This is a genomic window from Tessaracoccus yangjingae (assembly GCF_054483935.1).
Genome location: NZ_CM137014.1, coordinates 1,274,397 through 1,298,507, shown reverse-complemented (window position 1 = coordinate 1,298,507; position 24,111 = coordinate 1,274,397). Strand labels below are relative to the sequence as shown.

Annotated in this window: 24 protein-coding genes; 7 read left to right on the top strand and 17 right to left on the bottom strand. The window is 69.8% G+C overall.

The window, feature by feature from the left end:
• Nucleotides 1-22: 22 nt before the first annotated feature.
• The 7 genes from ACX1D3_RS05485 to dnaK form a co-directional block, all read right to left on the bottom strand.
• On the bottom strand, nt 23-865 hold the full coding sequence (locus tag ACX1D3_RS05485) for a siderophore-interacting protein (protein ID WP_458995975.1): 843 nt from the start codon (nt 863-865) through the stop codon (nt 23-25).
• A gap of 126 nt (nt 866-991) precedes the next feature.
• Nucleotides 992-1,603 carry a DUF1707 SHOCT-like domain-containing protein gene (locus ACX1D3_RS05480; RefSeq protein ID WP_458995974.1) on the bottom strand — a complete coding sequence of 204 codons (612 nt, stop codon included), beginning with the start codon at nt 1,601-1,603 and terminating at the stop codon, nt 992-994.
• 9 nt (nt 1,604-1,612) lie between these two features.
• Nucleotides 1,613-2,062 (bottom strand): hypothetical protein, encoded by a 450-nt coding sequence (locus tag ACX1D3_RS05475; protein WP_458995973.1) that lies wholly within the window; start codon nt 2,060-2,062, stop codon nt 1,613-1,615.
• Between the two features lie 120 nt (nt 2,063-2,182).
• Nucleotides 2,183-2,620 (bottom strand): heat shock protein transcriptional repressor HspR, encoded by a 438-nt coding sequence (locus tag ACX1D3_RS05470; protein ID WP_458995972.1) that lies wholly within the window; start codon nt 2,618-2,620, stop codon nt 2,183-2,185.
• Nucleotides 2,621-2,625: 5 nt separating this feature from the next.
• Nucleotides 2,626-3,777 carry a molecular chaperone DnaJ gene (dnaJ, locus tag ACX1D3_RS05465; protein ID WP_458995971.1) on the bottom strand — a complete coding sequence of 384 codons (1,152 nt, stop codon included), beginning with the start codon at nt 3,775-3,777 and terminating at the stop codon, nt 2,626-2,628.
• 37 nt (nt 3,778-3,814) lie between these two features.
• The gene (locus ACX1D3_RS05460) at nt 3,815-4,360 is read right to left on the bottom strand and encodes a nucleotide exchange factor GrpE (protein ID WP_458995970.1); all 546 of its coding nucleotides are present in this window, start codon (nt 4,358-4,360) and stop codon (nt 3,815-3,817) included.
• Nucleotides 4,357-6,210: a molecular chaperone DnaK gene (gene dnaK, locus ACX1D3_RS05455; protein ID WP_458995969.1), complete on the bottom strand. Its 1,854-nt coding sequence runs from the start codon at nt 6,208-6,210 to the stop codon at nt 4,357-4,359. The genes ACX1D3_RS05460 and dnaK overlap by 4 nt, the downstream gene beginning before the upstream one ends.
• Before the next feature lie 233 nt (nt 6,211-6,443).
• Here dnaK and ACX1D3_RS05450 point away from each other — a divergent pair, with 233 nt between their 5' ends.
• The 3 genes from ACX1D3_RS05450 (at nt 6,444) to ACX1D3_RS05440 (ending at nt 11,612) form a co-directional block, all read left to right on the top strand.
• Nucleotides 6,444-8,282 (top strand): N,N-dimethylformamidase beta subunit family domain-containing protein, encoded by a 1,839-nt coding sequence (locus ACX1D3_RS05450; protein WP_458995968.1) that lies wholly within the window; start codon nt 6,444-6,446, stop codon nt 8,280-8,282.
• Nucleotides 8,283-8,405: 123 nt separating this feature from the next.
• Nucleotides 8,406-10,544, top strand: coding sequence for a N,N-dimethylformamidase beta subunit family domain-containing protein (locus tag ACX1D3_RS05445; protein WP_458995967.1), 2,139 nt, complete (start codon nt 8,406-8,408; stop codon nt 10,542-10,544).
• 45 nt (nt 10,545-10,589) lie between these two features.
• Nucleotides 10,590-11,612, top strand: coding sequence for a lactonase family protein (locus tag ACX1D3_RS05440; RefSeq protein WP_458995966.1), 1,023 nt, complete (start codon nt 10,590-10,592; stop codon nt 11,610-11,612).
• An 18-nt stretch (nt 11,613-11,630) separates the two neighbouring features.
• Here the strand turns inward: ACX1D3_RS05440 and ACX1D3_RS05435 are convergent, their stop codons facing one another.
• From ACX1D3_RS05435 to thrC, 4 genes are read right to left on the bottom strand one after another with little or no spacing between them, the layout of a single operon-like run.
• On the bottom strand, nt 11,631-12,671 hold the full coding sequence (locus ACX1D3_RS05435) for a glutathione synthetase (RefSeq protein WP_458995965.1): 1,041 nt from the start codon (nt 12,669-12,671) through the stop codon (nt 11,631-11,633).
• Nucleotides 12,668-13,840 carry a peptidase MATCAP family protein gene (locus ACX1D3_RS05430; RefSeq protein ID WP_458995964.1) on the bottom strand — a complete coding sequence of 391 codons (1,173 nt, stop codon included), beginning with the start codon at nt 13,838-13,840 and terminating at the stop codon, nt 12,668-12,670. The genes ACX1D3_RS05435 and ACX1D3_RS05430 overlap by 4 nt, the downstream gene beginning before the upstream one ends.
• Complete coding sequence (locus ACX1D3_RS05425; protein WP_458995963.1) at nt 13,833-14,597, bottom strand: N-formylglutamate amidohydrolase; 765 nt, start codon at nt 14,595-14,597, stop codon at nt 13,833-13,835. The genes ACX1D3_RS05430 and ACX1D3_RS05425 overlap by 8 nt, the downstream gene beginning before the upstream one ends.
• A 38-nt stretch (nt 14,598-14,635) precedes the next feature.
• Nucleotides 14,636-16,066 carry a threonine synthase gene (gene thrC, locus ACX1D3_RS05420; protein WP_458995962.1) on the bottom strand — a complete coding sequence of 477 codons (1,431 nt, stop codon included), beginning with the start codon at nt 16,064-16,066 and terminating at the stop codon, nt 14,636-14,638.
• Between the two features lie 157 nt (nt 16,067-16,223).
• On the opposite strand from thrC, the gene ACX1D3_RS05415 reads away from it, so the two are divergent.
• The gene (locus ACX1D3_RS05415) at nt 16,224-16,697 is read left to right on the top strand and encodes a toxin-antitoxin system HicB family antitoxin (protein ID WP_458995961.1); all 474 of its coding nucleotides are present in this window, start codon (nt 16,224-16,226) and stop codon (nt 16,695-16,697) included.
• A 12-nt stretch (nt 16,698-16,709) separates the two neighbouring features.
• Nucleotides 16,710-17,504, top strand: a complete 795-nt coding sequence (locus ACX1D3_RS05410; protein ID WP_458995960.1) for a DUF4097 family beta strand repeat-containing protein — start codon at nt 16,710-16,712, stop codon at nt 17,502-17,504.
• A gap of 22 nt (nt 17,505-17,526) precedes the next feature.
• Here the strand turns inward: ACX1D3_RS05410 and ACX1D3_RS05405 are convergent, their stop codons facing one another.
• The 6 genes from ACX1D3_RS05405 to mptB all read right to left on the bottom strand — a co-directional run bounded on the left by ACX1D3_RS05405 (nt 17,527) and on the right by mptB (nt 22,056).
• A complete protein-coding gene (locus tag ACX1D3_RS05405; protein WP_458995959.1) occupies nt 17,527-17,721 on the bottom strand; it encodes a DUF4177 domain-containing protein in 195 nt (64 codons plus the stop codon).
• Between the two features lie 333 nt (nt 17,722-18,054).
• Entirely contained in the window at nt 18,055-18,312 is a 258-nt protein-coding gene (locus tag ACX1D3_RS05400; protein ID WP_458995958.1) for a Txe/YoeB family addiction module toxin, read from the bottom strand.
• On the bottom strand, nt 18,309-18,554 hold the full coding sequence (locus ACX1D3_RS05395) for a type II toxin-antitoxin system Phd/YefM family antitoxin (protein ID WP_458995957.1): 246 nt from the start codon (nt 18,552-18,554) through the stop codon (nt 18,309-18,311). The genes ACX1D3_RS05400 and ACX1D3_RS05395 overlap by 4 nt, the downstream gene beginning before the upstream one ends.
• Nucleotides 18,555-18,692: 138 nt before the next feature.
• A complete protein-coding gene (locus tag ACX1D3_RS05390; RefSeq protein WP_458995956.1) occupies nt 18,693-19,568 on the bottom strand; it encodes a hypothetical protein in 876 nt (291 codons plus the stop codon).
• Nucleotides 19,565-20,539 (bottom strand): ABC transporter ATP-binding protein, encoded by a 975-nt coding sequence (locus tag ACX1D3_RS05385; RefSeq protein ID WP_458995955.1) that lies wholly within the window; start codon nt 20,537-20,539, stop codon nt 19,565-19,567. The genes ACX1D3_RS05390 and ACX1D3_RS05385 overlap by 4 nt, the downstream gene beginning before the upstream one ends.
• 71 nt (nt 20,540-20,610) lie before the next feature.
• The gene (gene mptB, locus ACX1D3_RS05380; protein ID WP_458995954.1) at nt 20,611-22,056 is read right to left on the bottom strand and encodes a polyprenol phosphomannose-dependent alpha 1,6 mannosyltransferase MptB; all 1,446 of its coding nucleotides are present in this window, start codon (nt 22,054-22,056) and stop codon (nt 20,611-20,613) included.
• Nucleotides 22,057-22,251: 195 nt separating this feature from the next.
• Here mptB and ACX1D3_RS05375 point away from each other — a divergent pair, with 195 nt between their 5' ends.
• Together ACX1D3_RS05375 and ACX1D3_RS05370 are read left to right on the top strand one after the other, a co-directional pair.
• A complete protein-coding gene (locus ACX1D3_RS05375) occupies nt 22,252-23,613 on the top strand; it encodes an NAD(P)/FAD-dependent oxidoreductase (RefSeq protein ID WP_458995953.1) in 1,362 nt (453 codons plus the stop codon).
• Complete coding sequence (locus tag ACX1D3_RS05370) at nt 23,610-24,080, top strand: DoxX family protein (protein ID WP_458995952.1); 471 nt, start codon at nt 23,610-23,612, stop codon at nt 24,078-24,080. The genes ACX1D3_RS05375 and ACX1D3_RS05370 overlap by 4 nt, the downstream gene beginning before the upstream one ends.
• The last annotated feature ends 31 nt before the right edge of the window (nt 24,081-24,111 follow it).

The window sequence follows — 24,111 nt, the reverse complement described above, 5'->3', positions numbered from 1 at the left end:
GTTTCCTTGAGGGTAGGGACGGTCAGACGCGTGCCTGGCCGAGCTTCCAGTAGCCGGAGAACAGCACCAGCTGCCTGTCGACGCCGCGCTCGGTGACGAGGAGGCGACGGCAGGAGGCAGCGAGGTCGCTCTCCCCGCAGAGGTAGAAGTAGTCGAACGACGAGGTGTCGAGCTCGCGCAGCAGCGCCAGGGCGCGGTCGCCGGGCGCGGCGCCGTCGCGGCTGACGACAGTGAGCCCCGGGTGCCAGGGCAGCGGCGTGAGGTGCGCGGGGTCCGAGGTCTCGACGATGATCCGGCAGTTCGGATCCAGGTCGCGGGACTCCATGATCGCGGCCAGGCCGGGCGCGGCGGTCTCGTCGACGACGAAGCAGAGCCGGGTGGCGGCGCCGGGCAGGAACAGCGCGCCGCACTGCCTGAAGCCGACGCGGTCCCCGGGGGCGGCCTCGAGCGCCCAGGCCGAGCCGGGGCCGGCCGTGCCATGGGTGACGATGTCGACGGTGACGGTGCGGGCGGCGGGATCGTGCCTGCGGACGGTATACCAGCGCAGCACCGGCCGGTCCTCCTCAGGGAGGTCCGCTACGGCGGCGCGGATGTTGACGCGGTCCGGGTCCGGGAGGACCAGGCGGCCGGAGGGGCCGGGCATGAGGAGCCCGAAGAACTCGTCGGCCGCGACGGTGCCGTAGCCGGCGAACTCCTCGGCGTTCAGAGTGATCCGGCGGACGGAGACGGAGGGGGATCCGACGGCGACCACCTCGGCCTCGAACAGCCGGTGCCCGACGGACTCCGGCATGGCGGCCATGGCGCCCCGGGCCTTGGCCTTGGCGATCCGGAACTGGGCCTTCTCCAGCAGCGACGAGATGCTCACGACGGTTAGGTTAGCCTAACCATGCCTTTACGCAAATCCTGTCTTGCGGATTTCACGCCCTCCGCAGGCGGAAGTGCCGCACAGTGGCCTCGAAGCTGTGAAGTCGTAAGCTGACAAGGAGCGTTTTCAGCGGTGGGGCCGGCGCGACAGCTTCACGTCGTTGCCCGCCCAGAAGAGGAAGCCCTTGAGGATCAGCGTGCCGTTGGCGCCGTCGCCCCTGGCCTGTCTCTCGATGTCGTTGCCCGCCATGACGGCGAGGGACTCGTCGATCACCCGCACGCCAGGGGGGACGAAGATGTCGTGGCCGGCCATGACGGCGGAGAGCTCGAGGGTGAGCACCACGCCGGGCCCCATCACGTCGTCGAGGTGGATGTCGTCACCGCCCCACCATGCGAAGTTGCGGTAGTAACTCGTGCCGGGCGCCACGTCCACGTCCCTGCCGGTCAGGACCGTGAAGGTGAACGGGGCGGTGGAAGCATCGGCGGGCGGCCCGGCTGCCGGAAGCACGGCGGGCTGGCCACCCGGGCGGGTGGCCAGCCCCATGCCCTCAGGGAGGTCGTCGACGAGCCCCTCGAACTCGTCGATGAACCTCGCCTGGAGCGCTGCATCCTGCCGCTCCCCCAGTTCCTCGACGCTCAGGCGGCCCTCCGCGTGCGCGCGCTGCAGAACCGTCAGCACCGCGTCACGGTCGGCATCTCCGGCGCGGAGGCGCTTGTGAGGGATCAGTTCGTCGGACATTGGCCCAGTCTAGGAGGCGGGCTGCCCAGGCTCCTCGACGGGGGAGGCGGGCGCGGCGGGCGCGTCGTGGCGCGAGTCGCGGCCACGCTCCACCATGTCCTTGTAGCCCTTCGTCAGCTCCTCGACGAGCTTGTTCATCTGCTCGCGCATCTGGGCCAGGAAGGCCTTCGAGCCCTCGGTGGCCTCGGTGTCGGGGTGGGTCGCGACGTACTGGCGCTGCTGCTCCTCGTAGAAGCTCTTCGCCTTGTCCCCGACGAAGCCGACGAACCCGACGGCCGCATAGGCCGCCTCCGTGGCCGCCTTGACGATGTTCTCGCCCAGGTTCTCGGCGCCGGCCTTCTCGGACTGTTCGGCGCGCTCGGCCTCCACCACCTGCTCGTGCTCGGGCTCGTAGTCCTTGGTGTCCTCGGCGTCCACGAAGGTGGCCGTCGGAACCTCGTTGTGCTCGTGATCGGTCATGGCTGCATGGTCCTTCCCGCGGGTGTCCCCGCCTCTCCCTCCAGTGTGCCGCGCATCGTCGCCCGGCACAGGGGGGAGACCCCTGAAATGTGCCCGGGGCCGACCCTGGGCAGGGGCGGTTCAGCCGGCCGCGGAGGGCGGCAAGGAGGGCGGCAGCGCCAGGCGGCGGCCCGGGCGGAACCGTCCGGCGTGGACGGCCCCGGAGGACTCCGCGGTGAACAAGCGCATGGCCGCCTCGTGCGTCTGCAGGCGGCGGATGGTGTCGGTGAGCCGGTCCACCTGGTCCCTCAGGCCCTCGACCTCGGCCTCCAGCGCGAGGATGCGCCGGATGCCCTCCAGGTTGATGCCCTCGGTCTGGCTCAGGTGTTGGACGTGACGCAGCTTCGCCACGTCACGCAACGAGTACCGCCGTCCGCGGCCCCGCGCCCGCTGCGGCACCACGAGGCCCAGCCGGTCGTACCCGCGCAGGGTCTGCGCGTGCATGTCCGCCAGGGAGGCGGCCACAGAGACCGGGAACACGGCCGCGTCGACGTCGAACAGCTGGGGAAGGCTGGTCATGTCGCTCACCCGCCGAAGAGGGAGGCGCGGGGGTTGGACTCGTGCGCCTTCTCCGCGTACTCCTGCAGCGCCCGCTTGGCCTCGTCGCTCAGGTCGTCGGGCACCTGCACGCTCAGGGTGACCAGCAGGTCACCCATCGTGCCGTCGGACTTCCGTGCGCCCTTCCCGCGGACCCGCATCGTGCGGCCGTTGGGGGTCGACGGCGGGATCCGGAGCTTCACGTTGGTGCCGCTGAGCGTGGGGATGGTGATCTCAGCGCCGAGTGACGCCTCGGCGAAGGTCACCGGGACCTCCAGCGTGAGGTTGTTGCCGGCCCGGCCGAACAGCCGGTGCGGCTTGACGGTGACCGACACGTACAGGTCCCCTGCCGCCCCCCCGTTCTCGCCCGCCGCGCCCTTGCCCTTGAGCCGGATGCGCTGGCCGTCGTTGACGCCGGCGGGGATCCGCACCTGCATCGTCTTGGCGGAGCGCCCCCGGCCCGAGCCCTCACAGTCCGGGCAGGGGTTGTCGACGATGAGGCCACGGCCCAGGCACTCGGTGCAGGGCTCGCTCAGCTGGAACACGCCGCCCGTCTGGGACGACTGCATGCCGGAGCCCTCGCACCGCGGGCAGACCCGCGGCAGGGAGCCCGCCTTGGCGCCGGTGCCCCGGCACGAGGCGCACGGCTGATCGGAGATGGTGCGCATGGTCACCGTCGCGCCCTCGACCGCCTGCTCGAAGGTGATGGCGACGTCCCCCTCGATGTCGGCGCCCCGACGGGGCCCGCGCTGCGTGGCGCGGCGCGTGGCCCCCGGCTGACCGAACAGACCTCCGAAGAGGTCGCCGAATCCCGCGTTGGCCTGCCCGCCCTGCGCGTTGCGCAGCAGATCCTCGAACCCCGAGGGGCCGCCCTGACCCGGACGCGCGAACTTGAAGCCCCCACCGAACAGGCTGCGGGCCTCGTCGTACTCCTTGCGCTTCTCGGGGTCGCTCAGGATCGCGTTGGCCTCCGAGGCCTCCTTGAACCTGGCCAGGGCGGCGTGGTTGTCCGGGTTCTGGTCCGGGTGGTTGTCCTTGGCGATCTGCCGGAACGCCTTCTTGATCTCATCGGCACTGGCGCTCTTGGAGACGCCGAGGACCTTGTAGTAGTCCTTTTCGAGCCAGTCCTTCGTGCTCATCTAGTCGTTCATCTCCTTTCGGCTCAGTGCCGGGCGATCAGGGATTGGCCACCGCGACCCGCGCGGGACGCACCACACGGCTGCCCAGCAGGTAGCCCTGCTGCATGACCTGCGAAATGGTGACCACCTCGACGGGCTCCTCCATCGGCACCGCCATGAGCGCCTCGTGGAGGTTGGGATCGAACGCCTCCCCCACCGCGCCGAACGCGGTCAGCCCGTGCTTGGCCGCGACCTTCTGCAACTCCTCGGCGATCATCCGGAAGCCGCCCTCGAGGCTCTCGTGCTGCTTGGCCAACTCGATGTGGTCCATCACCGGCATGAGGTCGTTGACGACGGCCTCGACGCCTGACTGGCGGGCGAGGTCGCGGTCCCGGTCCACGCGCTTCTTGTAGTTGACGTACTCGGCAGCCACCCGCTGGAGGTCCAGGGTCCTCTCCGCGACGAGTGCCTCGAGCTCAGCCACCTTGTCGACGGCCTCCAGGAGCTCCACGCCCTCAGCCGGGTCAAAGGCCTCGGGTGAGGGCGTCTCCTCGACGCCCTCACCCACAGCCTCGCCGTCCGGTACGAACTGCGAATCGGTCATTTGTTGTCCTTCTCCTCATCGACGATCTCGGCCTCGACCACGTCGTCCTCACCCTCCTGGGCGGAATCGGTGGAGGACTCGGCATGGGCCGACTCCTGTGCCTGCTTCGCCTGCGCCGCGGCGTAGATGGCCTGGCCCATCGAGGCGGCCTTGGTGTTGAGGTCGTCGATGGCGGTCTTCACCACATCGTTGTCCTCACCCTTCAGGGCCTCCTTGAGCGCCTCGGTGGCCTCCACGACCGGAGCCTTGACGTCCTCGCCGATGGTATCGGCATGCTCGGCCAGAAGCTTCTCGGTGCGGAAGACAAGGGCGTCGCCCTCGTTGCGCATGTCGACGGCCTCGCGGCGCTTGCGGTCCTCCTCGGCGTGCGACTCGGCGTCGCGCACCATGCGGTCGATGTCCTCCTTGGCCAGCGCGGATCCGCCGGTCACCGTCATCGACTGCTCCTTGCCGGTGGCCAGGTCCTTGGCGCCGACGTGCACGATGCCGTTGGCGTCGATGTCGAAGGTGACCTCGATCTGCGGGACCGAGCGGGGGGCCGGCAGCAGGCCGGTCAGTTCGAAGTTGCCCAGCGACTTGTTGTCGCGGGCGAACTCGCGCTCGCCCTGGTAGACCTGGATCATCACGGCGGGCTGGTTGTCCTCGGCGGTGGTGAACACCTCGGAGCGCTTGATCGGGATGGTGGTGTTGCGCTCGATGATGCGGGTCATCACGCCGCCCTTGGTCTCGATGCCGAGGCTCAGGGGGGTGACGTCGAGGAGCAGCACGTCCTTGACCTCGCCCTTCAGGACGCCCGCCTGCAGGGACGCGCCCAGGGCCACGACCTCGTCGGGGTTGACGCCCTTGTTGGGCTCCTTGCCGCCGGTGAGTTCCTTGACCAGGTCCACGACGGCGGGCATGCGGGTGGAGCCGCCGACCAGCAGGACGGTGTCGATCTTGTCGACGGAGGTCTTGGCGTCCGAGATCACCGCGTTGAACGGCGCGCGACAGCGGTCCAGCAGGTGCTGGGTCATGCGCTGGAACTCGGAGCGGGTGAGCTTCTCGTCGAGGTGCAGCGGGCCCTCGGAGGACGCGGTGATGTAGGGCAGGTTGATCGAGGTCTCTGAGGCGGCGCTCAGCTCGATCTTGGCGCGCTCGGCGGCCTCCTGCAGGCGCTGGCGGGCCATCTTGTCCTTGGCCAAGTCCACGCCGTGCTTGTTCTTGAACTGCGTGGCCAGCCAGTCCACCACGACGGCGTCCCAGTCGTCGCCGCCGAGGCGCGGGTCACCCTTGGTGGCCTTGACCTCGAAGACGCCGCCCTCGATCTCGAGGAGAGACACGTCGAAGGTGCCGCCGCCGAGGTCGAAGACCAGCACGGCCTGCTCGGTGTCGCCCTTGTCCAGGCCGTAGGCCAGGGCCGCGGCGGTGGGCTCGTTGATGATGCGGTCCACCACGAGGCCCGCGATCTCGCCAGCCTCCTTGGTGGCCTGGCGCTCGGCGTCGCCGAAGTAGGCGGGCACGGTGATGACGGCGTTGGTCACGGACTCGCCGAGGTAGGCCTCCGCGTCACGCTTCAGCTTCTGCAGCACGAAGGCGCTGATCTGCTGGGGGCGGTAGTCCTTGCCGTCGAGGGTCTTCTTCCAGTCAGTGCCCATGTGGCGCTTGACGGAGCGGATGGTGCGGTCCACGTTGGTCACCGCCTGGCGCTTCGCCACCTCGCCGACGAGGACCTCGCCGGAGGTGGAGAACGCGACGACCGACGGGGTGGTGCGGGCGCCCTCCGCGTTGGGGATGACGGTGGGCTCGCCGCCCTCGAGGACGGCGACGACGGAGTTGGTGGTGCCGAGGTCGATACCTACTGCACGAGCCATGGGGGTTCCTCCTAAGGAGACAAGTCTGAGTCAGGGCCTTGAGCCGAGTTGACTCAAGTTAAGCACATGAGCCCGGTGGGCTCAAGTCTCCTTGAGCCACCTCCGCTCAACCTTGGCTCGTCCGGCGGCGATGCAGATTCGCCCCGTTCAATACAGCGGTGCATCGCTTCGATACGATCCGAACAGCGAACGAACGAGGGGGTCGTATGTTCGGGAAACTGGCAATGGCGCTGGTGACAAGCACGGCAATCCTGGTGGCCTCGGCCACCACCGCGACAGGCGAGGATCCTCCGACGGCGGTGACGACGCTGGGGCCCACGGCGGACTGGACGCTCAGTAAGCCGGTGGGCCCGGAGGTACTAGGCGGCTACGCGATGGGCGAGAGCATCGCGCCCGGCGAGCCGCTGCAGCTCAAGATCTCCGGCACCGGCGCGACGGTGACGATCGAGACATTCCGGATGGGCCACTACGACGGTCTCGGCGCGAGCCTGGCGCATCAGACTGCCGACGTGCCGCTGACACCTCAGCCGGCGTGCACGGTGATCGACCGGACGGTGGACTGCTCGGCGTGGACGGTCACGCACACCGTGCCGACGGACGGCTGGGAGCCCGGTCTGTACCTGACCCGGATGACCGACGACCAGGGCAATCAGAGCTACGACGCGACCACGGTGCGGTCGACCTCGCACAGCGGGGCCGTGACCATCATGTCGGCCACCAGCACCCACGCCGCGTACAACTCGATGGGCGGGTACTCGCTGTACGTAGGGCCCAGTGGCCCCGACCGCGCGTACATCGTGAGCCTCAACCGCCCTGGCGAGGGATCCGGGGCCGAGAAGCTGATCCACAACGAACTGGGCGTCATCCAGCACCTGGAGTCGCTGGGCGTGCCGCTCTCCTACACCACCAACGCGGCGCTGCACCGCGGCGCGGCCGAGTTTGCGGGGTCCCGGGCGCTCGTCACGCTCGGACACGACGAGTACTGGTCCGTGGAGATGCGGGCCAGCGCGCAGACGCTGCGGGATCAGGGCACCAACCTCGTCTTCCTCGGGGCCAACTCGATCTTCTGGAGGACGCGCTGGAGCGACGACTTCTCCCGCGTCATCTCGTACAAGTCCGCCACCCTCGACCCGGTGCAGAGCGAGCAGACCACGGTGAAGTTCCGGGATCAGCCGTACCCCAACCCGGAGGCCCGGCTGATGGGATCCCAGTACGACTGCGACGGAGCGGCCGCCAACACCGACCTGGTGGTCACCAACCCCGACTTCTGGGCGTTCCGGGGCACCGGCGCCGCCGTCGGCACCCGGTACGCGGGCCTCATCGGGTATGAGGTGGACAAGGCGGGACCCGAGTCGCCGACGTCGGTGCACATCGCCGCGCACAGCACCTACCCCTGCACCTCGCGGACCGGGGTCTCGGACGTCACGTACTACGTGGCCCCGTCCCAGGCCGGCGTGGTCAACCTCGGAACGATGGGGCTGGCGCACGCGCTCGACGCGTCGTCCACCGCGCCGCAGCGTTCGATCGACTTCGCGAGGACCGTGATCGGCACCCTCATCACCGAGGCGGCCCAGGGACCCCTGGGCGAGCGCTTCGTGGAGGCCGCGAACTATTCGACGATCTACCCGGACCAGGGCGTCGACGTGTACGCCACGCCCGGCTACCACACGGTCAACGGGCGCGAGTGGCGCACCACATGCGAGCCGTACTCCAGCAAGGTCCACCGCTGCCGCACCGACATCCGGGCCACCCAGGTGACCTACGTGGGCGGCCGGTTCGTGCCGAGGACCGACTGGTATTTCAACAACCTCACCTACCTGGCCTCGCCCCGCAGCGACTGGTCCGCCAACCCTCTGGGCTGGTACGGCCAGACCGGTCCGCTGGAGGAGACCTGGACCTCCGGCGGCCGGCAGTGGAAGACCGAGTGCGACACGGCGGTCACCGGCAAGGGCGGCTGCCGGGTCTACATCTACGGGTCCTTCATCACCTCACGCCTCAGCTCCTCCGGCAACCGGATCTACTTCTGGTCCAAGGGCTGGATCTTCAACAACATGGTGCGCTTCACGTCATAGGGCCTAGTCCTGAAGGGGCGAGCCCGGCGGGTCCGGCTGAAACTGAGCCGGGCCTGAGGATAGTCTCAGGTGGCAGAGGTTCATCCAAGGGGAATGATGAGACACCTGAGATCAGCGTTGATCATGCTTGCAGTCGTAGCCACCACCGCTTTCGGTGCGGGCGTGCCCGTCCTGGCGGACGAGCCGCCGCCGCCAACGCCCGGCTCCACGGCCACCCCCTCGGGGCCCGCGGAGCCGGGTGAGGAGCCCTCGTCGCCCTTACCCTCAACCTCACCTTCACCCGATCCGGGCGACAGTCCGGGGGCATCGCCGACGGCGGAGCCTGCCCCCACCGTCGAGCCCGATCCCACCGTCGAGCCGGGCGCTCCAGCGGAGCCGGCCACGCCGGTGTCGCCGGAGCCCTCGGCAGGCGCCGAGCCGTCCGTGTCGACCAGCGGCGAGCCGCAGACCGACCTGGCGCCGCAGGCCGTGATTCCGATGGCCGTGCCTGCGACGACCTGGCGGATCACGAACCTCGCGGGCGAGGCGGACCTCGGCGGCTACTCGGTGGGCGAGAGCCTGGCGCCGGGTGAGGACATGCGCCTCAAGATCCGCGGCACGGCGGCAACCGTGCAGATGGACGTCTACCGCATGGGGCACTACGACGGCGCGGGCGCCGCCCTGGTGGCCCAGGCCGTCGCCCCGCTCACCGCGCAGCCCGCGTGCTCCACCGCGAACCGGACGGTCGACTGCTCTGCCTGGAGCGTCACCCACACCTTCAGCACCGACGGCTGGGAGCCCGGCGTCTACTTCACGAAGCTCACCGACAACCTCGGGCGCGAGCGCTACGTCCCGACCATCATCCGTTCGGCCGACCACGCCGGGACCGTCGTGGTGATGTCGGCGACGAGCAACCACGCGGCCTACAACTACTTCGGCCAGTACTCGCTCTACAAGGGCCCCACCGGCTACGCCGACCGCTCCACAACCGTCAGCCTGCACCGCCCCGAGAGCGGCAACGGCGCCCAGAAGATCTGGGACTACGAGCTGGGACTCATCCAGTACCTCGAGTCGCTGAACGTGCCGCTGTCCTACACGTCCAACGCCGGACTGCACCGGGGGGGCGCAGCCTTCGACGACGCCTTGGCGCTGGTGGCGCTGGGCCACGACGAGTACTGGACCGTGCAGATGAAGGCGAACGCGCAGGAGCTGCGCGACAACGGTACCAACCTCATCTTCCTGGGCTCCGACGCCATCTACTGGCGGATGCGCTGGAACGGCGACTTCACGACGGTGACCACCTATCGCGAGGAGGCGCTCGACCCGGTCAAGAACTCCCCGGAGACCACCACCCTGTTCCGCTCCGACCCCTTCCCCGATCCCGAGGCGGGGCTCATCGGCTCGATGTACGACTGCTACGGCCACAACCCGCGGACGGATCTCGTGGTGTACAACCCTGACTTCTGGGCGTTCCGGGGAACGGGCGCGACGAAGGGGTCCGCCTACGCCGGCCTCATCGGGCACGAGGTGGACAAGGCCGGGCCGGCCTCTCCGGCGTCGGTCCACATCGCGGCGCACAGCACCTACAACTGCGCCGACCGAACGGGCCTCTCGGACCTCACCTACTACGTGGCTCCGTCGGGCGCCGGGGTGCTCAACCTCGGCACGATGGGCTTCGCGATGTCGCTGACGCCCGGCGCCACGGTCACGGACCGCTCGCTGCAGTTCGTCAGGACAGTGGTGGCCACCATCGTCCAGGAGGCAGCCGTCGGGCCGCTGGGGCAGCGCTTCACCGAGGAGCCGAACCTGGAGGAGGTGTACTCGACGCCCACGCCGGAACCGGAGCCGTTCGACGTTTACACCACGCCCGGCACCCACACCTACAACGGGCGCCAGTGGCGCACCACCTGCGCGGCCTACTCCTCGCAGATCGACCGGTGCCGCACGGACATCCTGGCCACGCAGGTCACCTCGGTCAACGGCGCCTTCGTCTCGAAGACGGACTGGTACTTCAACAACCTCACATACAAGGCGTCCCCGCGCAGCCTGTGGGTGGGCAACGCCCTCGGCGGTTACGGCACTCCTGGGCCGAAGAACTTCACCTGGACCTCCGGCGGCCGCGAGTGGAGGACCGAGTGCGACACCGCGGTGAGCGGTGGCGGCGGCTGCCGCGCCTACATCTGGGGCTCGTTCATCACCTCGCGCCTCGACTCCGCGGGAAACCGGGTCTATTACTGGTCCAAGGGCTGGATCTTCAACAACATCGTCCGGTTCACTGCCTAGTCGCGCGACGGGCGGGGGCAGGATCGGCGGTCTAGGCTGGCCACCATGGAACCTCTCCTCGCCCTCGTCGCGAACTCCAAGGACGGCACCATCACCACGCTGCGGGTGGCCGACGGCACCCTGACCGAGGTGGCCACCACGCGCGTGGCCCCCGGCCTGCCCCTCACGGTGGACCGGGCCCGCGGGCTCGTCTTCGCCGGCACCAGCGAGCCCCGGGGAGTCACAGTCCTACGGCTGGATCCCTCCGGATCGCTGGAGACCCTCGGCAGCTACCCCGCCCACGGGGCGTCGGTGTACCTCACGCTGTCCTCCGACGGCGGTTTGTTGTACAGCGCGTCCTACCACGACCACCTGGGTGAGGCCTGGCGCGTCGGCGAGGACGGGTCCTTGACCCCCGTCGGCGAACCCATCCCCCGGCAGAACATGCACAGCGTGCAGCTGAGCGCCGACGACAGGTTCGCCTACTTCGTCTCGCTCCGCGAGGATCTGGTGGCGCAGTTCGCCGTCGGCGACGACGGCGCGCTCACGCCGCTGGACCCGCCCGTCGCCCCTGCCCCGGAGGGCTCGGGACCCCGGCACCTGATCTTCGACGACGCCGGGACCTCGCTGTACGTCAACACCGAGTACTCCGGAGAGGTGCTGCGCTACGACCGCTCCCCGTCCACCGGGGTGCTGGTGGCGGCTGAGGCGGTGACGGCCATCCCGACGGATCGTGGCCTGTCGCACAGCCGCTTCGGCGCCAAGCCGCGCGAGGAGGACCTCATCTGGTGCTCCGACCTCCACTTCAGCATCGACGGCCGACGTCTCTACAACGCGGAGCGCACGCGCGGCACCATCACGGCTGTCAGTGTCGCGGCAGACGGCACGCTCGGCGCCGCAACGGCACACTCCGACGTGGTGGCACAGCCGCGCCACTTCGTCGTGCTCCCGGACGACACCCTGCTGGTGGCCTCCGAGATCGACCGTGTCGTGGCGCTCTACCGGCCGGACGCCGACGGCGCCCTGACGGAGGTGGCGCGCCACGACGTGGGCCTGGGGGCCAACTGGATCGAGATCGTCACCGGTTGAGCGAGGGGCGCCCCCGGCTCAGAGGGTGGCCAGGTTGACGTTGGTCAGCTCCGGGTGGTGGCGACGGATCTCGAGCTTGCGCTCCAGGTCCTGGATGATCGGGACGGCGAAGTTCTCCTCATAGAGGGCCTGGCAGCTGCCGAGGCCGCCGGGGCTGAAGACGTTGACCTCCATGAGCTTGTCTCCCACGATGTCCAGGCCGACGAGGAACATGCCGTCCGCGACGAGCTTGGGGCGCACCACGTCCACCATGGCGAGCATCTCGTCGGTCACCTTCACCGCCACCGCCTTGCCTCCGGCGGACATGTTGGAGCGCATGTCGGATCCAGCGGACTTCCGGCGGAACGCCGCGTACTTCCCGTTGACCGTCAGCGGCCTGCCGTTCATCACGAACATGCGGACGTCACCGTTCTTCGCCTCCTCCAGGTACTCCTGGGTCACCACGTAGCCGTCACGGGCGATGGCCTCGATGATCTGGTTGAGGTTCGGGGACTCGTCCGTGTTGACCAGGAACACGCCGCTGCCGCCTGAGCCCTGCAGCGGCTTCAGCACCGCCTTGCCGCCCAGTTCCTTCACGAACGCGGTGATCTGGGCCTCGTCGCGCGAGATCAGGGTGCGGGGGCGCACCACCTCCGGGAAGTGCTGGAAGTAGGCCTTGGACAGGGCGTTGGCAAGGGAGCCGGGGTCGTTGACCACCAGCACCCCCGTCGAGGCGATCAGCTGCCCGAAGGCGACCCCCGCGTTGTTGGCCCAGGCGGAGCCCTGCGCGTCGTCGGCCGGGTCGCTGCGCAGCATCACCACGTCGAACTCGGAGAGCTTGAGCCGTTCCTCGACGTCGGGGCGCTGGACGTCCTCCAGGTAGCGCTCCAGCGAGCGGTAGTTCTTGCCGTCGCCGCCCCGGGCTCGTGCGCTGAGCGAGCCGTCCGGCTCGTAGGCGAAGTTCCCCATCCCGATCAGCCAGGCCTCGTGGCCCAGGTTGGCGGCGTGCATGGCGAGGCGGGTGGTGGTGTAGGTGGGCTTCTCGGTCATGACGTCGTTGACGACGAATCCGATCTTCATGGGACAACTCCTTGGATCAGTGCGGTGGGGTCGGTGATGTGGGAGGCGGCATCGAGCCGCCGGCGCCCGGCCTGGTCGTCGAACCAGCGGGGAAGGATCACGGGGGGCCGGAGGATGCCTCGGGCGGCGAGCTCGTCGATGAGCGGCAGGTCCACCAGGGAGAACTTGCCGAGGAACAGGGCGTCGAGGGAGCCACCCCGGCGCAGGTGGGCAAGGAGGTCCAGCAGGCCCCGCAGGTAGATGGCGTCCTTGGTGAGCCCGCCCGAGCGGAAGATCCGCATGACTGTGGTGAACGCACCCGATGGGTGGAACCCGCCGTCGACGAGCGCGGCCCAGCACTCGCGGAATGAGGCCCCGCCGAGCATGCGGTGCACCGTGACCACGCGCCCGGCCAGCTGCCGCAGCCGCGACGCCGTCAGCTCGCCGCAGGCCACCTCGGCCAGGACCGCGAGGCCCTCCTGGGTCTCGTCGTAGCCCGACAGCCCGGTCCCGAGCACCTGGAGCGGCTGATGGGACCCGTTGACCTGGGTGACCAGGTGCGTGCCCACCTCGTGCTGGATGAGCGCCGTCGCGCGTTCGGCCGAGACCGACGACTCGGGCCCGATGAGCAGCAGGTTGCCCGAGACCATCACGCCCGTGGAGTCCGGCCGGATCTCGGCGTGGATGTCCACGTCCGGCTCCAGGGCGCGGTAGTAGTCGATCTCCTCGCGGGCCAGATCCAGGAACTCCTCGGGCGTCAACCGGTCCCCGCCCCAGGACTGGGGCTCCACCCGGGCGAGAACGGCCTCGGCGGCCGTGAGCAGGTCCGGGCGCACCCCTCCGTAGAGCTCCACGCTGAGTTGGCGGAAGTCCGCTGAGTCCCGGGCGCGCAGCATCGCCAGCTGCAGCCCCAACTCGCGCTTCTTGCCGCCGAGCAGCGCCGCGACACTTCCGTCCTGGACCGCCCCGACGTCGATCCGCTCGAGCACCGTCTGCAGCACCTCCGGGTCGGTCTCGAGGTCGCGGTAGGTGAACGACGGCTCGTCGAGGTCGCCGGCGAGGAAGGCCGCCTTGACGTCGTCGGCGTCGACGGGGGTGACGTCGAGGACGAACCGGAAGCTCTGCCCGAGCTGGGAGAGCTGGTGGTCGATCGCCCGGTCGATGACGGCCAGGGGGTTGGGCTCAGGCATCGGGCAGCGCCCGCAGGACGGGGTCCATGGTGCTGGCGAGCGCGTCGGCGAGGAACCCGATCCTCTCGTCGTCGGGCTCGCCGGTCCACTCGTCCATGAAGGTCTTCTTGAACTCGATGGCGAGCACGCATCCCACGCCCGGGTAGCGCTCGTGGACCCACCAGGCCAGGTTCTGCCCCTTGAACTTCACGTTCTCGCGGATGTCGAAGCCCTGCCCCAGCATGGAGCCGCGGAAGGCCTCGACCACCGGCGAGAAGCGCTCGAGGTCCACGCTGCCGGTCCCGAGGTTGATCTCGGGGTTCTCCTCCCAGGGCTCGGCGTCGGCCTCCTCTCCGTGCCGTCGATGGTTGTAGGAGTGCACGTCGTAGAGGACGAACGGGCCACGCGCGGCCACCTCGTCGAGACGCTGCGCCAGCGCGGCGAAGAAGGAGTCGTAGACCTCCAGCGAACGGGCCACCACGTCGTCCGGCAACGGGTCGAGGGACCACATGTGCAGGCCCCAGGCGTCTTCGGGGCGGCGGTAGACGGTCTTCTCGCGCACGCGGTTGAGGTCGGTCTCGAAGCGGGAACGGTGGACGAGAACCCGCGCGGGCGCATGGGAGGCGATCCGGTCCGTGAAGGGGTCCTCCTCGCGGAACCTGTCCTCCTCGCTGAGGATCGACAGCTCCGCGATCTCGGGGCGCAGGCCATGCCCGGCGTGGATCGAGGTGGCGATCAGCTGACCGGACCAGTCTCCGACGAATTCGAAAGCGTCCATACCCCTTCCTACCCGAGGAGGAGGCCCGCCAAACGGCATCAGGCCGAAATCGCGTGCTCCTCGATCAGCGCGCGGAGGGCGTCGGCGTCGCACGGCAGGTCGACGACGTGGCGCGGCAGGTCCTCGATGCCGTCGAACCGGTGCGGGCGGGGCGGCACCATGCCGGTGGCCTCGACGATGGTCTCGGCGAACTTCACCGGCAGCGCCGTCTCCAGGACCACGATGCGGCCCTCGACGCCGGAGTTCCGCGCCACGTGGACCGCGTCGGCGGTGTGCGGATCGATCATCACCTTGTCCGCGGCGTACACCCGGCGGATCTCGTCCAGGCGGTCCGCATGGGTGGATGTGCCCGCCACGAACCCGTAGCGCTCCAGCTGGCCCGCGAACTCGGGGCTGTCGGTGAGGCTGAATTCGCCGTCGGCAAGGCCGTCGACGAAAAGGCCGCGCAGGCGGTCGGTGTCGCGGCCGATGAGGTCGAAGACGAAGCGCTCGAAGTTCGAGGCCTTCGAGATGTCCATCGACGGCGAGGACGTGGCCAGCGTCTCCGCCGAGCCGCGCACCCGGTACCGCCCGGTGCGGAAGAACTCCTCGAGCACGTTGTTCTCGTTGGTGGCGAGGATCAGCCGGTGGATCGGTAGACCCATCTCGCGGGCGATGTGCCCCGCGGCGATGTTGCCGAAGTTGCCCGACGGCACCGCGAAGCTGATCGGCTCGTCGCTCTCAGGCAGCTGCAGCCAGGCCGCGAAGTAGTAGACCACCTGGGCCATGAGGCGGGCCCAGTTGATGGAGTTGACGGCCCCCAGCCGGTGCCGGGCCTTGAAGGCCGCGTCGTTGTTGAGCTCCTTGACCAGGTCCTGGCAGTCGTCGAAGACCCCGTCGACGGCGATGTTGACGATGGCCGGGTCGTCGATGGAGAACATCTGCGCCTGCTGGAACGCGGTCATCCGGCCGCGGGGCGAGAGCATGAAGACCCGGACCCCCGGCTTGCCCTGAAGCGCGTACTCGGCCGAGGAGCCGGTGTCGCCAGAGGTGGCGCCGACGATGGTGAGGGTCTCGCCGCGGCGCGCGAGCTCGTAGGCGAACAGCTCGCCCAGCAGCTGCATGGCCATGTCCTTGAACGCCGCAGAGGGGCCGTTGCTCAGGTGGGCCAGCCACAGCCCGTCGCTCAGCCGGGTCACGGGCACGACGGCGGGATCGAGGAACTTCGCCGGCTCGTAGGCCCGCTCGACGATGCCGCGCAGGTCCGCCTCCGGGATGTCGTCGACGAACAGCCGCACGATCTCGAACGCCAACGCGGCGTACCCCTTCCCGGCCAGCAGGGTGCGCCACTCCCCCAGCGTCTCCTGCGACACCGTCGGGTAGGTCTCGGGCAGGTAGAGCCCACCGTCGGCGGCGAGGCCCTCGAGCAGGATGTCGCTGAACGGCCTGCCCGGCAGGCCGGTGGTGTCGCGGGTGGAGACGTAACGCATGCGCGCCATGCTACCGAGAACCGACCTGGCCCTCGGACGCCCCGACGGGCGTCACGGTTTCCCACGCCGGCAACTCCCCGACCCCCGATCAGCCCTCCAGCCAGCTTGGTGCGAGATGGTGCTTGATATGACACCACGGCAGTGTCATAATGGAGTCATGGACCTCGATCCCTATCTGGATGCGCTCCGAGGCGACCTCGCCAAGGCCACCGCGCTGGCCGACGATCACACCCGCAGCGTCGCGGAGCGCCTGTTGGCCGCGTTGGAGCCCGCCCTGCGGCTGCGGTTGGTCGAGACGCTCACCGACGCGGCGGCGTCACTCAGCGCTGAACTGGGGGACGTCGTGGAGGTGCGCATGGACGGCCGGGACCCGGTGTGGTGGGTACAGCACCATCGCTCGGCGGATGCGGAGGAGCCCACGCTGGCACTCCCCGAGGGCGACACGGACGGCACGGCCCGCATCACCCTCCGCCTGCCGGAGTCAGTCAAGACGAGGGCGGACAGCGCAGCGGACGCCGCCGGACTGTCCCTCAACACCTGGATCGTCAACGCGGTCCGCGCCCATCTCACCGGGGTTGCAGGCCGCGGCCCCGGCGTCCGCACCGATCGCCGGATCACCGGCTGGGCCTGAGAGGGGACCACCATGAGCGCCACCGCAACACTTCGCCGCGCGACCTTCCCTGCATCCGCTGTGACGACGCTTCAGGTGTGGGTTCAGGCTGCCGACGTCACCGTCCGGCACGAGGCCACCGACACGTGCACGATCGAGGTGGCATGCCACGACGAGGCGGACCTCGGCCAGGTCGAGTTCTCGACGGCCGGCAACGTCGTCGGAGTGCGCGTGCCACCCCTCCTCGCCGAGCAGTCGGGGCGCCGCGGACTCGCCATCGACCTCGGCTTCATGAGCCTCTCGCTGGGCGACGCGCGGGCCCGTGGCGTGACGGTCACCGCCGTGGTGCCCGAGGGCGCGTCCGTACAGGTCGAATCAAAGTCCGGGGACGTCGTGGTCAGTGGGCGCTCGGCACGGGTGAAGCTCCGGACCGGGTCGGGTGCCGTCACGATCGAGGAGGCCGACGAGGCCCTGCTGGCCACCGGGTCGGGTGACGTGACGGCCGGGCGCATCCACGCCGACGGGCAGGTCCGCTCGGGATCCGGCGACGTCCGGGTGCGGCATTCCTCCGGCACGCTGACCGCCGGAACGGGGTCAGGCGACCTGGACGTGGCGCTGTTCGACGGCGCCGCCCTCACTCTGCGGACGGCGTCCGGCGACGTCAGCGTCGGCCTGCCGACCGGCGTTCCGATCTGGCAGGACGTCCGGTCGACCAGCGGGGACCTGGACGCCCGCCTAGAGCCGGCCGGCCAGCCGGCAGAGGGGGCCCCTTTCATCACGGTGAGGGTGACCACGGCGTCGGGCGATATCACGCTGCGCAACGCCTGACACTCGGCCCGAGGGAAGGCCTCTACTCCGGCCTCTCGAAGACGACCAGCACACCTTCCACGCCGCCAGGGCCAATTCGTCCCTTCACGTCGACGGACGTGATGGTCTTGAGCGTCCAGCCACCTCGCGCCTCCTCGTTGAGGATCTTCTCCAGCTTGCTCCCAGACATCTTTCCGCCGAGAAGTCCTTCGCGCAGCTCAACAACCTTGTATCGCATGACGTCAAAGTATCGGCTGACGGAGATGCCGGCTCCAGATCAGGATCTTTCCCCTCTCGGCGCCCAACAACCTGTGGTGGTCGGGGTGTACGCCGAGGGTAGGAGCAAGGACGGGGTGCCGCTTGTGGTGACGACCAACTCGTTACTCGGCCCGTGACATCGCCGCTTACAGCAGTGACCACCCCTCAAATCGCCTCGCTCCAACGCGTCGAGCCATCACCCCGGGTCGAGCAGCAGTCACTCGCCCAACCCTGAGCGCGGCAATGGAGGGCGGGCGTGCTCGAAGACACCGGAGCCGAAGGCTGCCCTCGCACACCGCGGCAGATGAGTTGGTCAGCTGTAGTGGAAGCGTGCCTGCAGGATGATCAGGTCGTCGCCGTCGACCAGGTACACCAGGCGGTGCTCCTCGGTGATCCGTCGGGACCACGCACCCGCCAGCATATGTCGCAGTGGTTCGGGCTTACCGATTCCGCTGACGGGGTCGCGCATCGCGTCGTCGATGAGGCGGTTGAGCCGTTTGAGTGTCTGCCGGTCGGCTGCCAACCAGTACGTGTAGTCCGACCACCCGTTCGGCGTGAAGACCAGCCTCATCGAATGAGGTCGTGCTCGTCGCGCTGCCCCGCATGCGCCTGGGCAAGGCTTTCGATCAAGTGTCGTGCGTTGGCGGGCACCCGCAGGAGGTGAGCAGTCTCCTCAAGCGCGTCGTAGTCAGCTCGGGACATGAGCACTGCATCGCCCCGCCGGGAAGTGATCTCGACCGGCGTGCGGTCTTCGTTGACCTGCTCGATCAGCGGGAACAGGTTCTTGCGAGCTTCACTTGCGGTGATAGCCATGGCCACCCCTCCTCCATTGGTACTACTTCTTGTACCAGTATGGCATCGAGGTCAACGATAACCAACCACCCGACCATCGGCATGAGCGCAATAGTGGGAGCTCCACCACCGGCCGGCTCCACCGCCGCCCCGGCGACGCTAACTCCTGATGTCGCGGCGCTCGAACAGCGGGACCGTGACCGCGGCGATGAGGACCGTCGCCACCAGGTGGTAGACCACCGCCTCCGTCCGCCTGATCTCGTAGATCACGTCGCCGTAGGTGCCGATTCCCTCGACCGAGCCGTGGAGGAGCGCGATGCCCTGCTGGGTGGGCATCAGGTGCAGCAGCCAGGCGGGGGTCTTCACCTGATCGCCGATCCAGAGGGCCAGCACGTTGGCCACGAAGACGCCGACGAGCAGTGCCCCCGCCCCCGACGCACCGCCAAGCAGCACGGTGAGCAGGGCGCCGACCGCGCCGAGGACGGCCCCGTAGAAGCTCGCCGAGAGCAGCAGCGCCAGCAGGCTGGTCGTCGCATCCAGCTCCGAGTACCCGTTCATCGCCACGAACCACACCGCCGAGACGACGGTGCTCGTCACCAGCGCGGTGGCCATGAGGGCGCCGCCGAGCAGGGCCGCGACCGCGGTGCGCGCAGCGACGAGCACCCACCGTCGAGGCGTGAAGGTGAGCTGGGTGCTGATGGCCCCGGAGCGCAGGTCCGAGCTCACGTAGAGCATCACGATAAGGAGGACCAGGGCCCCCATCATGGCGGCATAGGGCATGAGCCCGGAGGTGACCACGTCACCGAACGTCCATGGCGTGCGAAGGTAGTCGGCGGCACTGCAGTCGGGGCACTCGGCGGGCGGGATGGTGGCGAGGATCTTGGCGGCCTCCGCGTGATCGGCGGCGCCGAGCGGCCGGGCGCCGTCCATCCACAGCGCGGGCACCATGAGGCTGATGAGCAGCACGCCGACCAGGCTCCACAGGGTGCGGCGCCGGTACCGCAGCCGCGACAGCTCAGCCCGCAGGAGGTTCACGCCACCTCCCGGTGCCGGCCCTGCGCCCCGACCAGATCCGCGCCGGCGGTGAGGTCCAGGAACACGCGTTCCAGGCTCTCCCTGTCCAGCGAGAGGTGGTCCGGCCAGAGGTCGGCGCGGCCGAGCTGCCGCGCGATCTCCGCGGGGTCGGGGGCGGCGCCGTCGCGTCCGAGGACCCGCAGCCCTCCCTCCGCGGGCTCCACCCGCCACCCGCCCCGCTGCAGCACCTCGGCCGCCTCGACGGGCCGGGATATGCCCAGCCTGACGTGCGGCGCGACGCCCGACAGGAACCGCGTCATGGGCCCCTCCGCGACCACCCGGCCCTGCGCGATGATCGACACCGAGTCCGCGATCTGCTCGATCTCGGACAGGATGTGTGAGGCGACCAGCACCGTGATGCCGGCGTCGGCGAGGTCGCGCATGGTGGCGCGGATGTCGCGGATGCCCACGGGGTCCAGCCCGTTGGTGGGTTCGTCGAAGATGAGGAGCTCCGGGCGCTTGAGGAGTGTCGCGGCGATGGCCAGCCGCTGCTTCATGCCGAGGGAGTAGGTGGCGAAGTCGCGGTCGGCGTCGGCCGCCAGCCCCACCTCGAGCAGCACCTCGGTGACCCTGCGCCGGTTGACGTCGATGGAGTCGGCCAGCACGTCGAGGTTGTGTCGTCCGGTCATCCTGGGCGCGAACCGGGGCGATTCGACGATGGCGCCCACCCGCCCGATCACCGCGGGCAGGCCGCGCGGCACCTCGTGCCCCAGGAGCCGCACCGTTCCCTCCTGTGCCCTGACCAGGCCCAGCAGGATGCGGATCGACGTGGTCTTGCCCGAGCCGTTGGGGCCCAGGAGCCCGTGGACCCCGCCGCGCGGGACCCGCAGGTCCAGGCCGGCCAACACCCGCCGTCGGCCGTAGCGCTTGACGAGGCCCGTGGCCTCCACGGCCCAGTCGGCTCCGCCGTCGGGCCAGGAGATGTGTGACATGCCCCCGACGGTAGTCGCGGCCTGGACACACGCAATCCCACCGCGGTCTCGGGCCTTGAGGACCCGGGGCGTCAGCGGCCGGCGGGAAGCGGGGAGGCGTCGAGCCGCGACATCTCCCGCCACAGCCACCACAGCGGCACCGCCACCAGGGGCATCGCGATGAGCGGAGGCATCAGCGTCTGCAGCGCCGGGAGCAGGGTGAAGCCGACGACGACCGCAAGCCAGGCACGGTGCCACCGGGCGGTGGTCCGCCAGAACGGGTACAGCGGGACGAGCCACGTCAGGTACCAGGGCTGGAACGCCGGCCCCAGCACGCAGAACGCGGCGAGCACCGCAAGCGTGAACGCCCATGGCCGGCCCGGGTCGTCGCCGCGCGGGCCGAGCTTGACCCAGGCCACGACGACGGCGGCCAGGATGAGTGCGCTGGACAGCGTGGTGACCGCCGGGTTGGCCACGTCGTCGGGCAGCGGGTACCGCAGCGCCTCCGCCAGCCAGGAGAGGGGCGCGTTGCTCATCGCGCCCACGGGGTTGCCCGCGGTGGGGCCGCTCCACCCGAAGCCGTGCCGCAGCGACGTGAGCACGAACACCTCCACCGTGATGGCCCCCGGCACGACGGCGGCGGCCGCAAGCCGCCACCACCCCGCCGCGACACTCCGGCCGGGCGACCCCCGGGGCCCCGCCCCCCACTCCGGGTGGCGCAACGCCCAGCCGACCGCCACGACGCCCAGCCCGAACAGCGCGGCCGTCTGCTTGATGCCCATCGCCAGCCCCAGCAGGACGCCCGCGACGACGAGCCCGCGCCACCCTCTCCACCCGAGGTCGGTGGCGGCGAGGACCGCGGCCACGCACAGCGCCACCATCACGGCGTCGTTGTGCACGCCGCCGATGGACTGGATGAGCATGAGGGGGTTGAGCAGGCCCGCCCAGAGGGCCACGCCGGGATCGACGCCGAACCGGCGGGCCAGCCTGGGCAGCACCCAGGCCAGGAGCGCGAGGGCGAGTACGTTGGGCACCCGCATGGCCACCGTCGTCCAGAACAGCTCGCCCCCGGTCAGCCGCGACACCAAGCCGAACAGCTCCAGAGACAGCGCCGGGTAGACGGCCGTGGTCTCGTGCCAGTGCACGCCGACGAGCAGCCCCGGCTGCCCAGCCTGGCCCAGGGGGATCGTGTAGGGGTCGAGGCCGCGGGCCACCAGCCACCCCTGCGCGCCGTAGGCGTAGGCGTCTCTGGAGTACATCGGCAGCGCGATCATCATGGGCGCGGACCAGATGGCGGCCGTCAGCAGCGGCCTGCGCCACAGCGGGCCCAGCTGCCACCACGCGAGCAGGAGGACGCTCAACGCGGGCACCGAGACGAAGGGGCGCCATTGGCTGTCGCCGCGCTCAAGCAGCCCGGGGGCGTCCGCGAACTGGGCACCGACAAGCACCAACACCGCCATCAGTCCCGCGACGACCCACCACCACGGCTGCACGGGACGGCCGTCGGGTGCGGGTCGGAGCCATGCGGGTAGCTTCAAGCGGCGGCCCTCCTCGTCGGTCCAAGCCGCACAAGAGTACCCCGGGCGCGCCCACAGGCCTGACGGCGGGTCCGGGCCTGGCGGTTACCCTTGGTGAATGCGACCCGCTCTGCACCGCCCCCAGGCGACCGCCCAGGACCAGGCCCGCCGCTCCTCCGCGGCCTCTCCGGCCGCCGCGCCCGGACGGGCCGACTCGTGACCCGGCACCGCGTCGTCATCATCGGCTCCGGGTTCGGGGGCCTGTTCGCCGCGAAGGCGCTCAAGCGCGCCGACGTCTCGGTCACGCTCATCGCCAAGACCACCCACCACCTGTTCCAGCCACTGCTCTACCAGGTCGCCACCGGGGTCCTCTCGGAGGGCGAGATCGCCCCCGCCACCCGCGAGATCCTCCGCAGTCAGTCCAACGCCCAGGTCTTCCTCGGCCTCGTCGAGGACATCGACCTCACCAACCGCGTGGTGAAGTGGCGCTTCCACGACGAGTACAGCGAGACGCCCTACGACTCCCTGATCGTGGCCGCCGGGGCCGGCCAGTCCTACTTCGGCAACGACCAGTTCGCCACGTTCGCCCCCGGCATGAAGTCCATCGACGACGCCCTCGAGCTGCGCGCCCGCATCTTCAGCGCCTTCGAGATCGCCGAGTTCACCCGCGACGAGGAGGAGCGCCGCCGCATGCTGACCTTCGCCGTCGTCGGCGCCGGACCCACCGGCGTGGAGATGGCCGGCCAGATCCGCGAGCTCGCCACCTCGACGCTGCGCAACGAGTTCCGCACCATCGACCCGGCCACCGCGCGGGTGCTGCTCATCGACGGCGCCCCGCAGGTGCTGCCCCCGTTCGGCGCCGAGCTGGGCGCCAAGGCGCAGAAGACCCTGGAGCGCCTCGGCGTCGAGGTGAAGCTGAACGCGATCGTGACCGATGTCGACGAGAACGGGCTCAGCCTCAAGCACAAGGACGGGTCGGTCGAGCGCGTCGAGTCGTTCGCCAAGGTGTGGGCAGCGGGCGTGCAGGGCAACGACCTGGGCCGCACGCTGGCCGAGCAGTCGGGCGCCGAGCTGGACCGGGCGGGGCGCGTCGTCGTCGACAAGGACCTGAGCCTGCCCGGCTACCCGGAGGTCTTCGTCGTCGGGGACCTGATGGCCGTGCCTGGAGTGCCGGGCGTGGCGCAGGGCGCAATCCAGGGCGCCAGGCATGCCGCGGCGAAGATCCGGTCCCGGATCGAGCACGCCGGGGACCCTGGAGACTTCTCCTACAAGGACAAGGGCTCCATGGCCACCATCTCCAAGTTCGCGGCGGTGGCCAGCGTGGGCTCGATCAAGCTCACCGGCTTCATCGCGTGGGTGGCCTGGCTGTTCCTCCACCTCCTCTACATCGCCGGCTTCAAGCAGCGGGTCACCACCCTGCTCAGCTGGGCGCTGACCTTCGTCACCAACGGGCGTTCGCAGCGGGTGGTCACCAATCAGCAGATGGTGGGACGCCTCGCCCTCGAGCACCTGGGGGCCAGGAGTTCTGGCAGGCTGATCCGGGGTAAGAGCGAGGAACTGAAGCCGAGGAAGCCATGAGACAAGTCCTGCGCGTGCTGCGCGACATCGCGCTGCTGGTGGCCCGCATCGTCGCCGGCGTGACCCTGGTGGCGCACGGCTGGCACCGCTGGCAGGAGACGGGCATCGACGCGCAGGCCGCGCTCCTCGAGCTGGCCGGGATGTCGTACGCCACCGGTCTGGCGGTGGCCACCATCGCCTTCGAACTGATCGGCGGCGTGCTGCTGGTGTTCGGTCTGGCCACCCCGCTGGTGGGCCTGGGCATGGTGGCCCTCAACGTCGGCGTCATCCTCACCACCAAGGCGGACGCCGGTTTCTACCAGCACCTCGGCGGCTGGGAGTACAACGCCATCCAGGCCGCGCTGGGCCTGATGTTCGTGGTCTACGGATCGGGCCGGGCCGGGCTGGACGCCCTGTTCATCCGCCCGAAGGACGAGGACGGCAGCCTGATCGACGAGGCCCCCGGCGCACAGACTTCTCACAGGTAACCCATAGCTCCGCCCCGGGACGGGGTGCCAC

Bases quoted from the DNA above. Each gene is read 5' to 3' on its own strand.
- ACX1D3_RS05480 (WP_458995974.1), bottom strand. From the start codon at position 1,603: ATGTCCGACGAACTGATCCCTCACAAGCGCCTCCGCGCCGGAGATGCC.
- ACX1D3_RS05475 (WP_458995973.1), bottom strand. From the start codon at position 2,062: ATGACCGATCACGAGCACAACGAGGTTCCGACGGCCACCTTCGTGGAC.
- ACX1D3_RS05470 (WP_458995972.1), bottom strand. From the start codon at position 2,620: ATGACCAGCCTTCCCCAGCTGTTCGACGTCGACGCGGCCGTGTTCCCG.
- dnaJ (WP_458995971.1), bottom strand. From the start codon at position 3,777: ATGAGCACGAAGGACTGGCTCGAAAAGGACTACTACAAGGTCCTCGGC.
- ACX1D3_RS05460 (WP_458995970.1), bottom strand. From the start codon at position 4,360: ATGACCGATTCGCAGTTCGTACCGGACGGCGAGGCTGTGGGTGAGGGC.
- dnaK (WP_458995969.1), bottom strand. From the start codon at position 6,210: ATGGCTCGTGCAGTAGGTATCGACCTCGGCACCACCAACTCCGTCGTC.
- ACX1D3_RS05445 (WP_458995967.1), top strand. From the start codon at position 8,406: ATGCTTGCAGTCGTAGCCACCACCGCTTTCGGTGCGGGCGTGCCCGTC.
- ACX1D3_RS05440 (WP_458995966.1), top strand. From the start codon at position 10,590: ATGGAACCTCTCCTCGCCCTCGTCGCGAACTCCAAGGACGGCACCATC.
- ACX1D3_RS05435 (WP_458995965.1), bottom strand. From the start codon at position 12,671: ATGAAGATCGGATTCGTCGTCAACGACGTCATGACCGAGAAGCCCACC.
- ACX1D3_RS05430 (WP_458995964.1), bottom strand. From the start codon at position 13,840: ATGCCTGAGCCCAACCCCCTGGCCGTCATCGACCGGGCGATCGACCAC.
- ACX1D3_RS05425 (WP_458995963.1), bottom strand. From the start codon at position 14,597: ATGGACGCTTTCGAATTCGTCGGAGACTGGTCCGGTCAGCTGATCGCC.
- thrC (WP_458995962.1), bottom strand. From the start codon at position 16,066: ATGCGTTACGTCTCCACCCGCGACACCACCGGCCTGCCGGGCAGGCCG.
- ACX1D3_RS05415 (WP_458995961.1), top strand. From the start codon at position 16,224: ATGGACCTCGATCCCTATCTGGATGCGCTCCGAGGCGACCTCGCCAAG.
- ACX1D3_RS05410 (WP_458995960.1), top strand. From the start codon at position 16,710: ATGAGCGCCACCGCAACACTTCGCCGCGCGACCTTCCCTGCATCCGCT.
- ACX1D3_RS05405 (WP_458995959.1), bottom strand. From the start codon at position 17,721: ATGCGATACAAGGTTGTTGAGCTGCGCGAAGGACTTCTCGGCGGAAAG.
- ACX1D3_RS05400 (WP_458995958.1), bottom strand. From the start codon at position 18,312: ATGAGGCTGGTCTTCACGCCGAACGGGTGGTCGGACTACACGTACTGG.
- ACX1D3_RS05395 (WP_458995957.1), bottom strand. From the start codon at position 18,554: ATGGCTATCACCGCAAGTGAAGCTCGCAAGAACCTGTTCCCGCTGATC.
- ACX1D3_RS05385 (WP_458995955.1), bottom strand. From the start codon at position 20,539: ATGTCACACATCTCCTGGCCCGACGGCGGAGCCGACTGGGCCGTGGAG.
- ACX1D3_RS05370 (WP_458995952.1), top strand. From the start codon at position 23,610: ATGAGACAAGTCCTGCGCGTGCTGCGCGACATCGCGCTGCTGGTGGCC.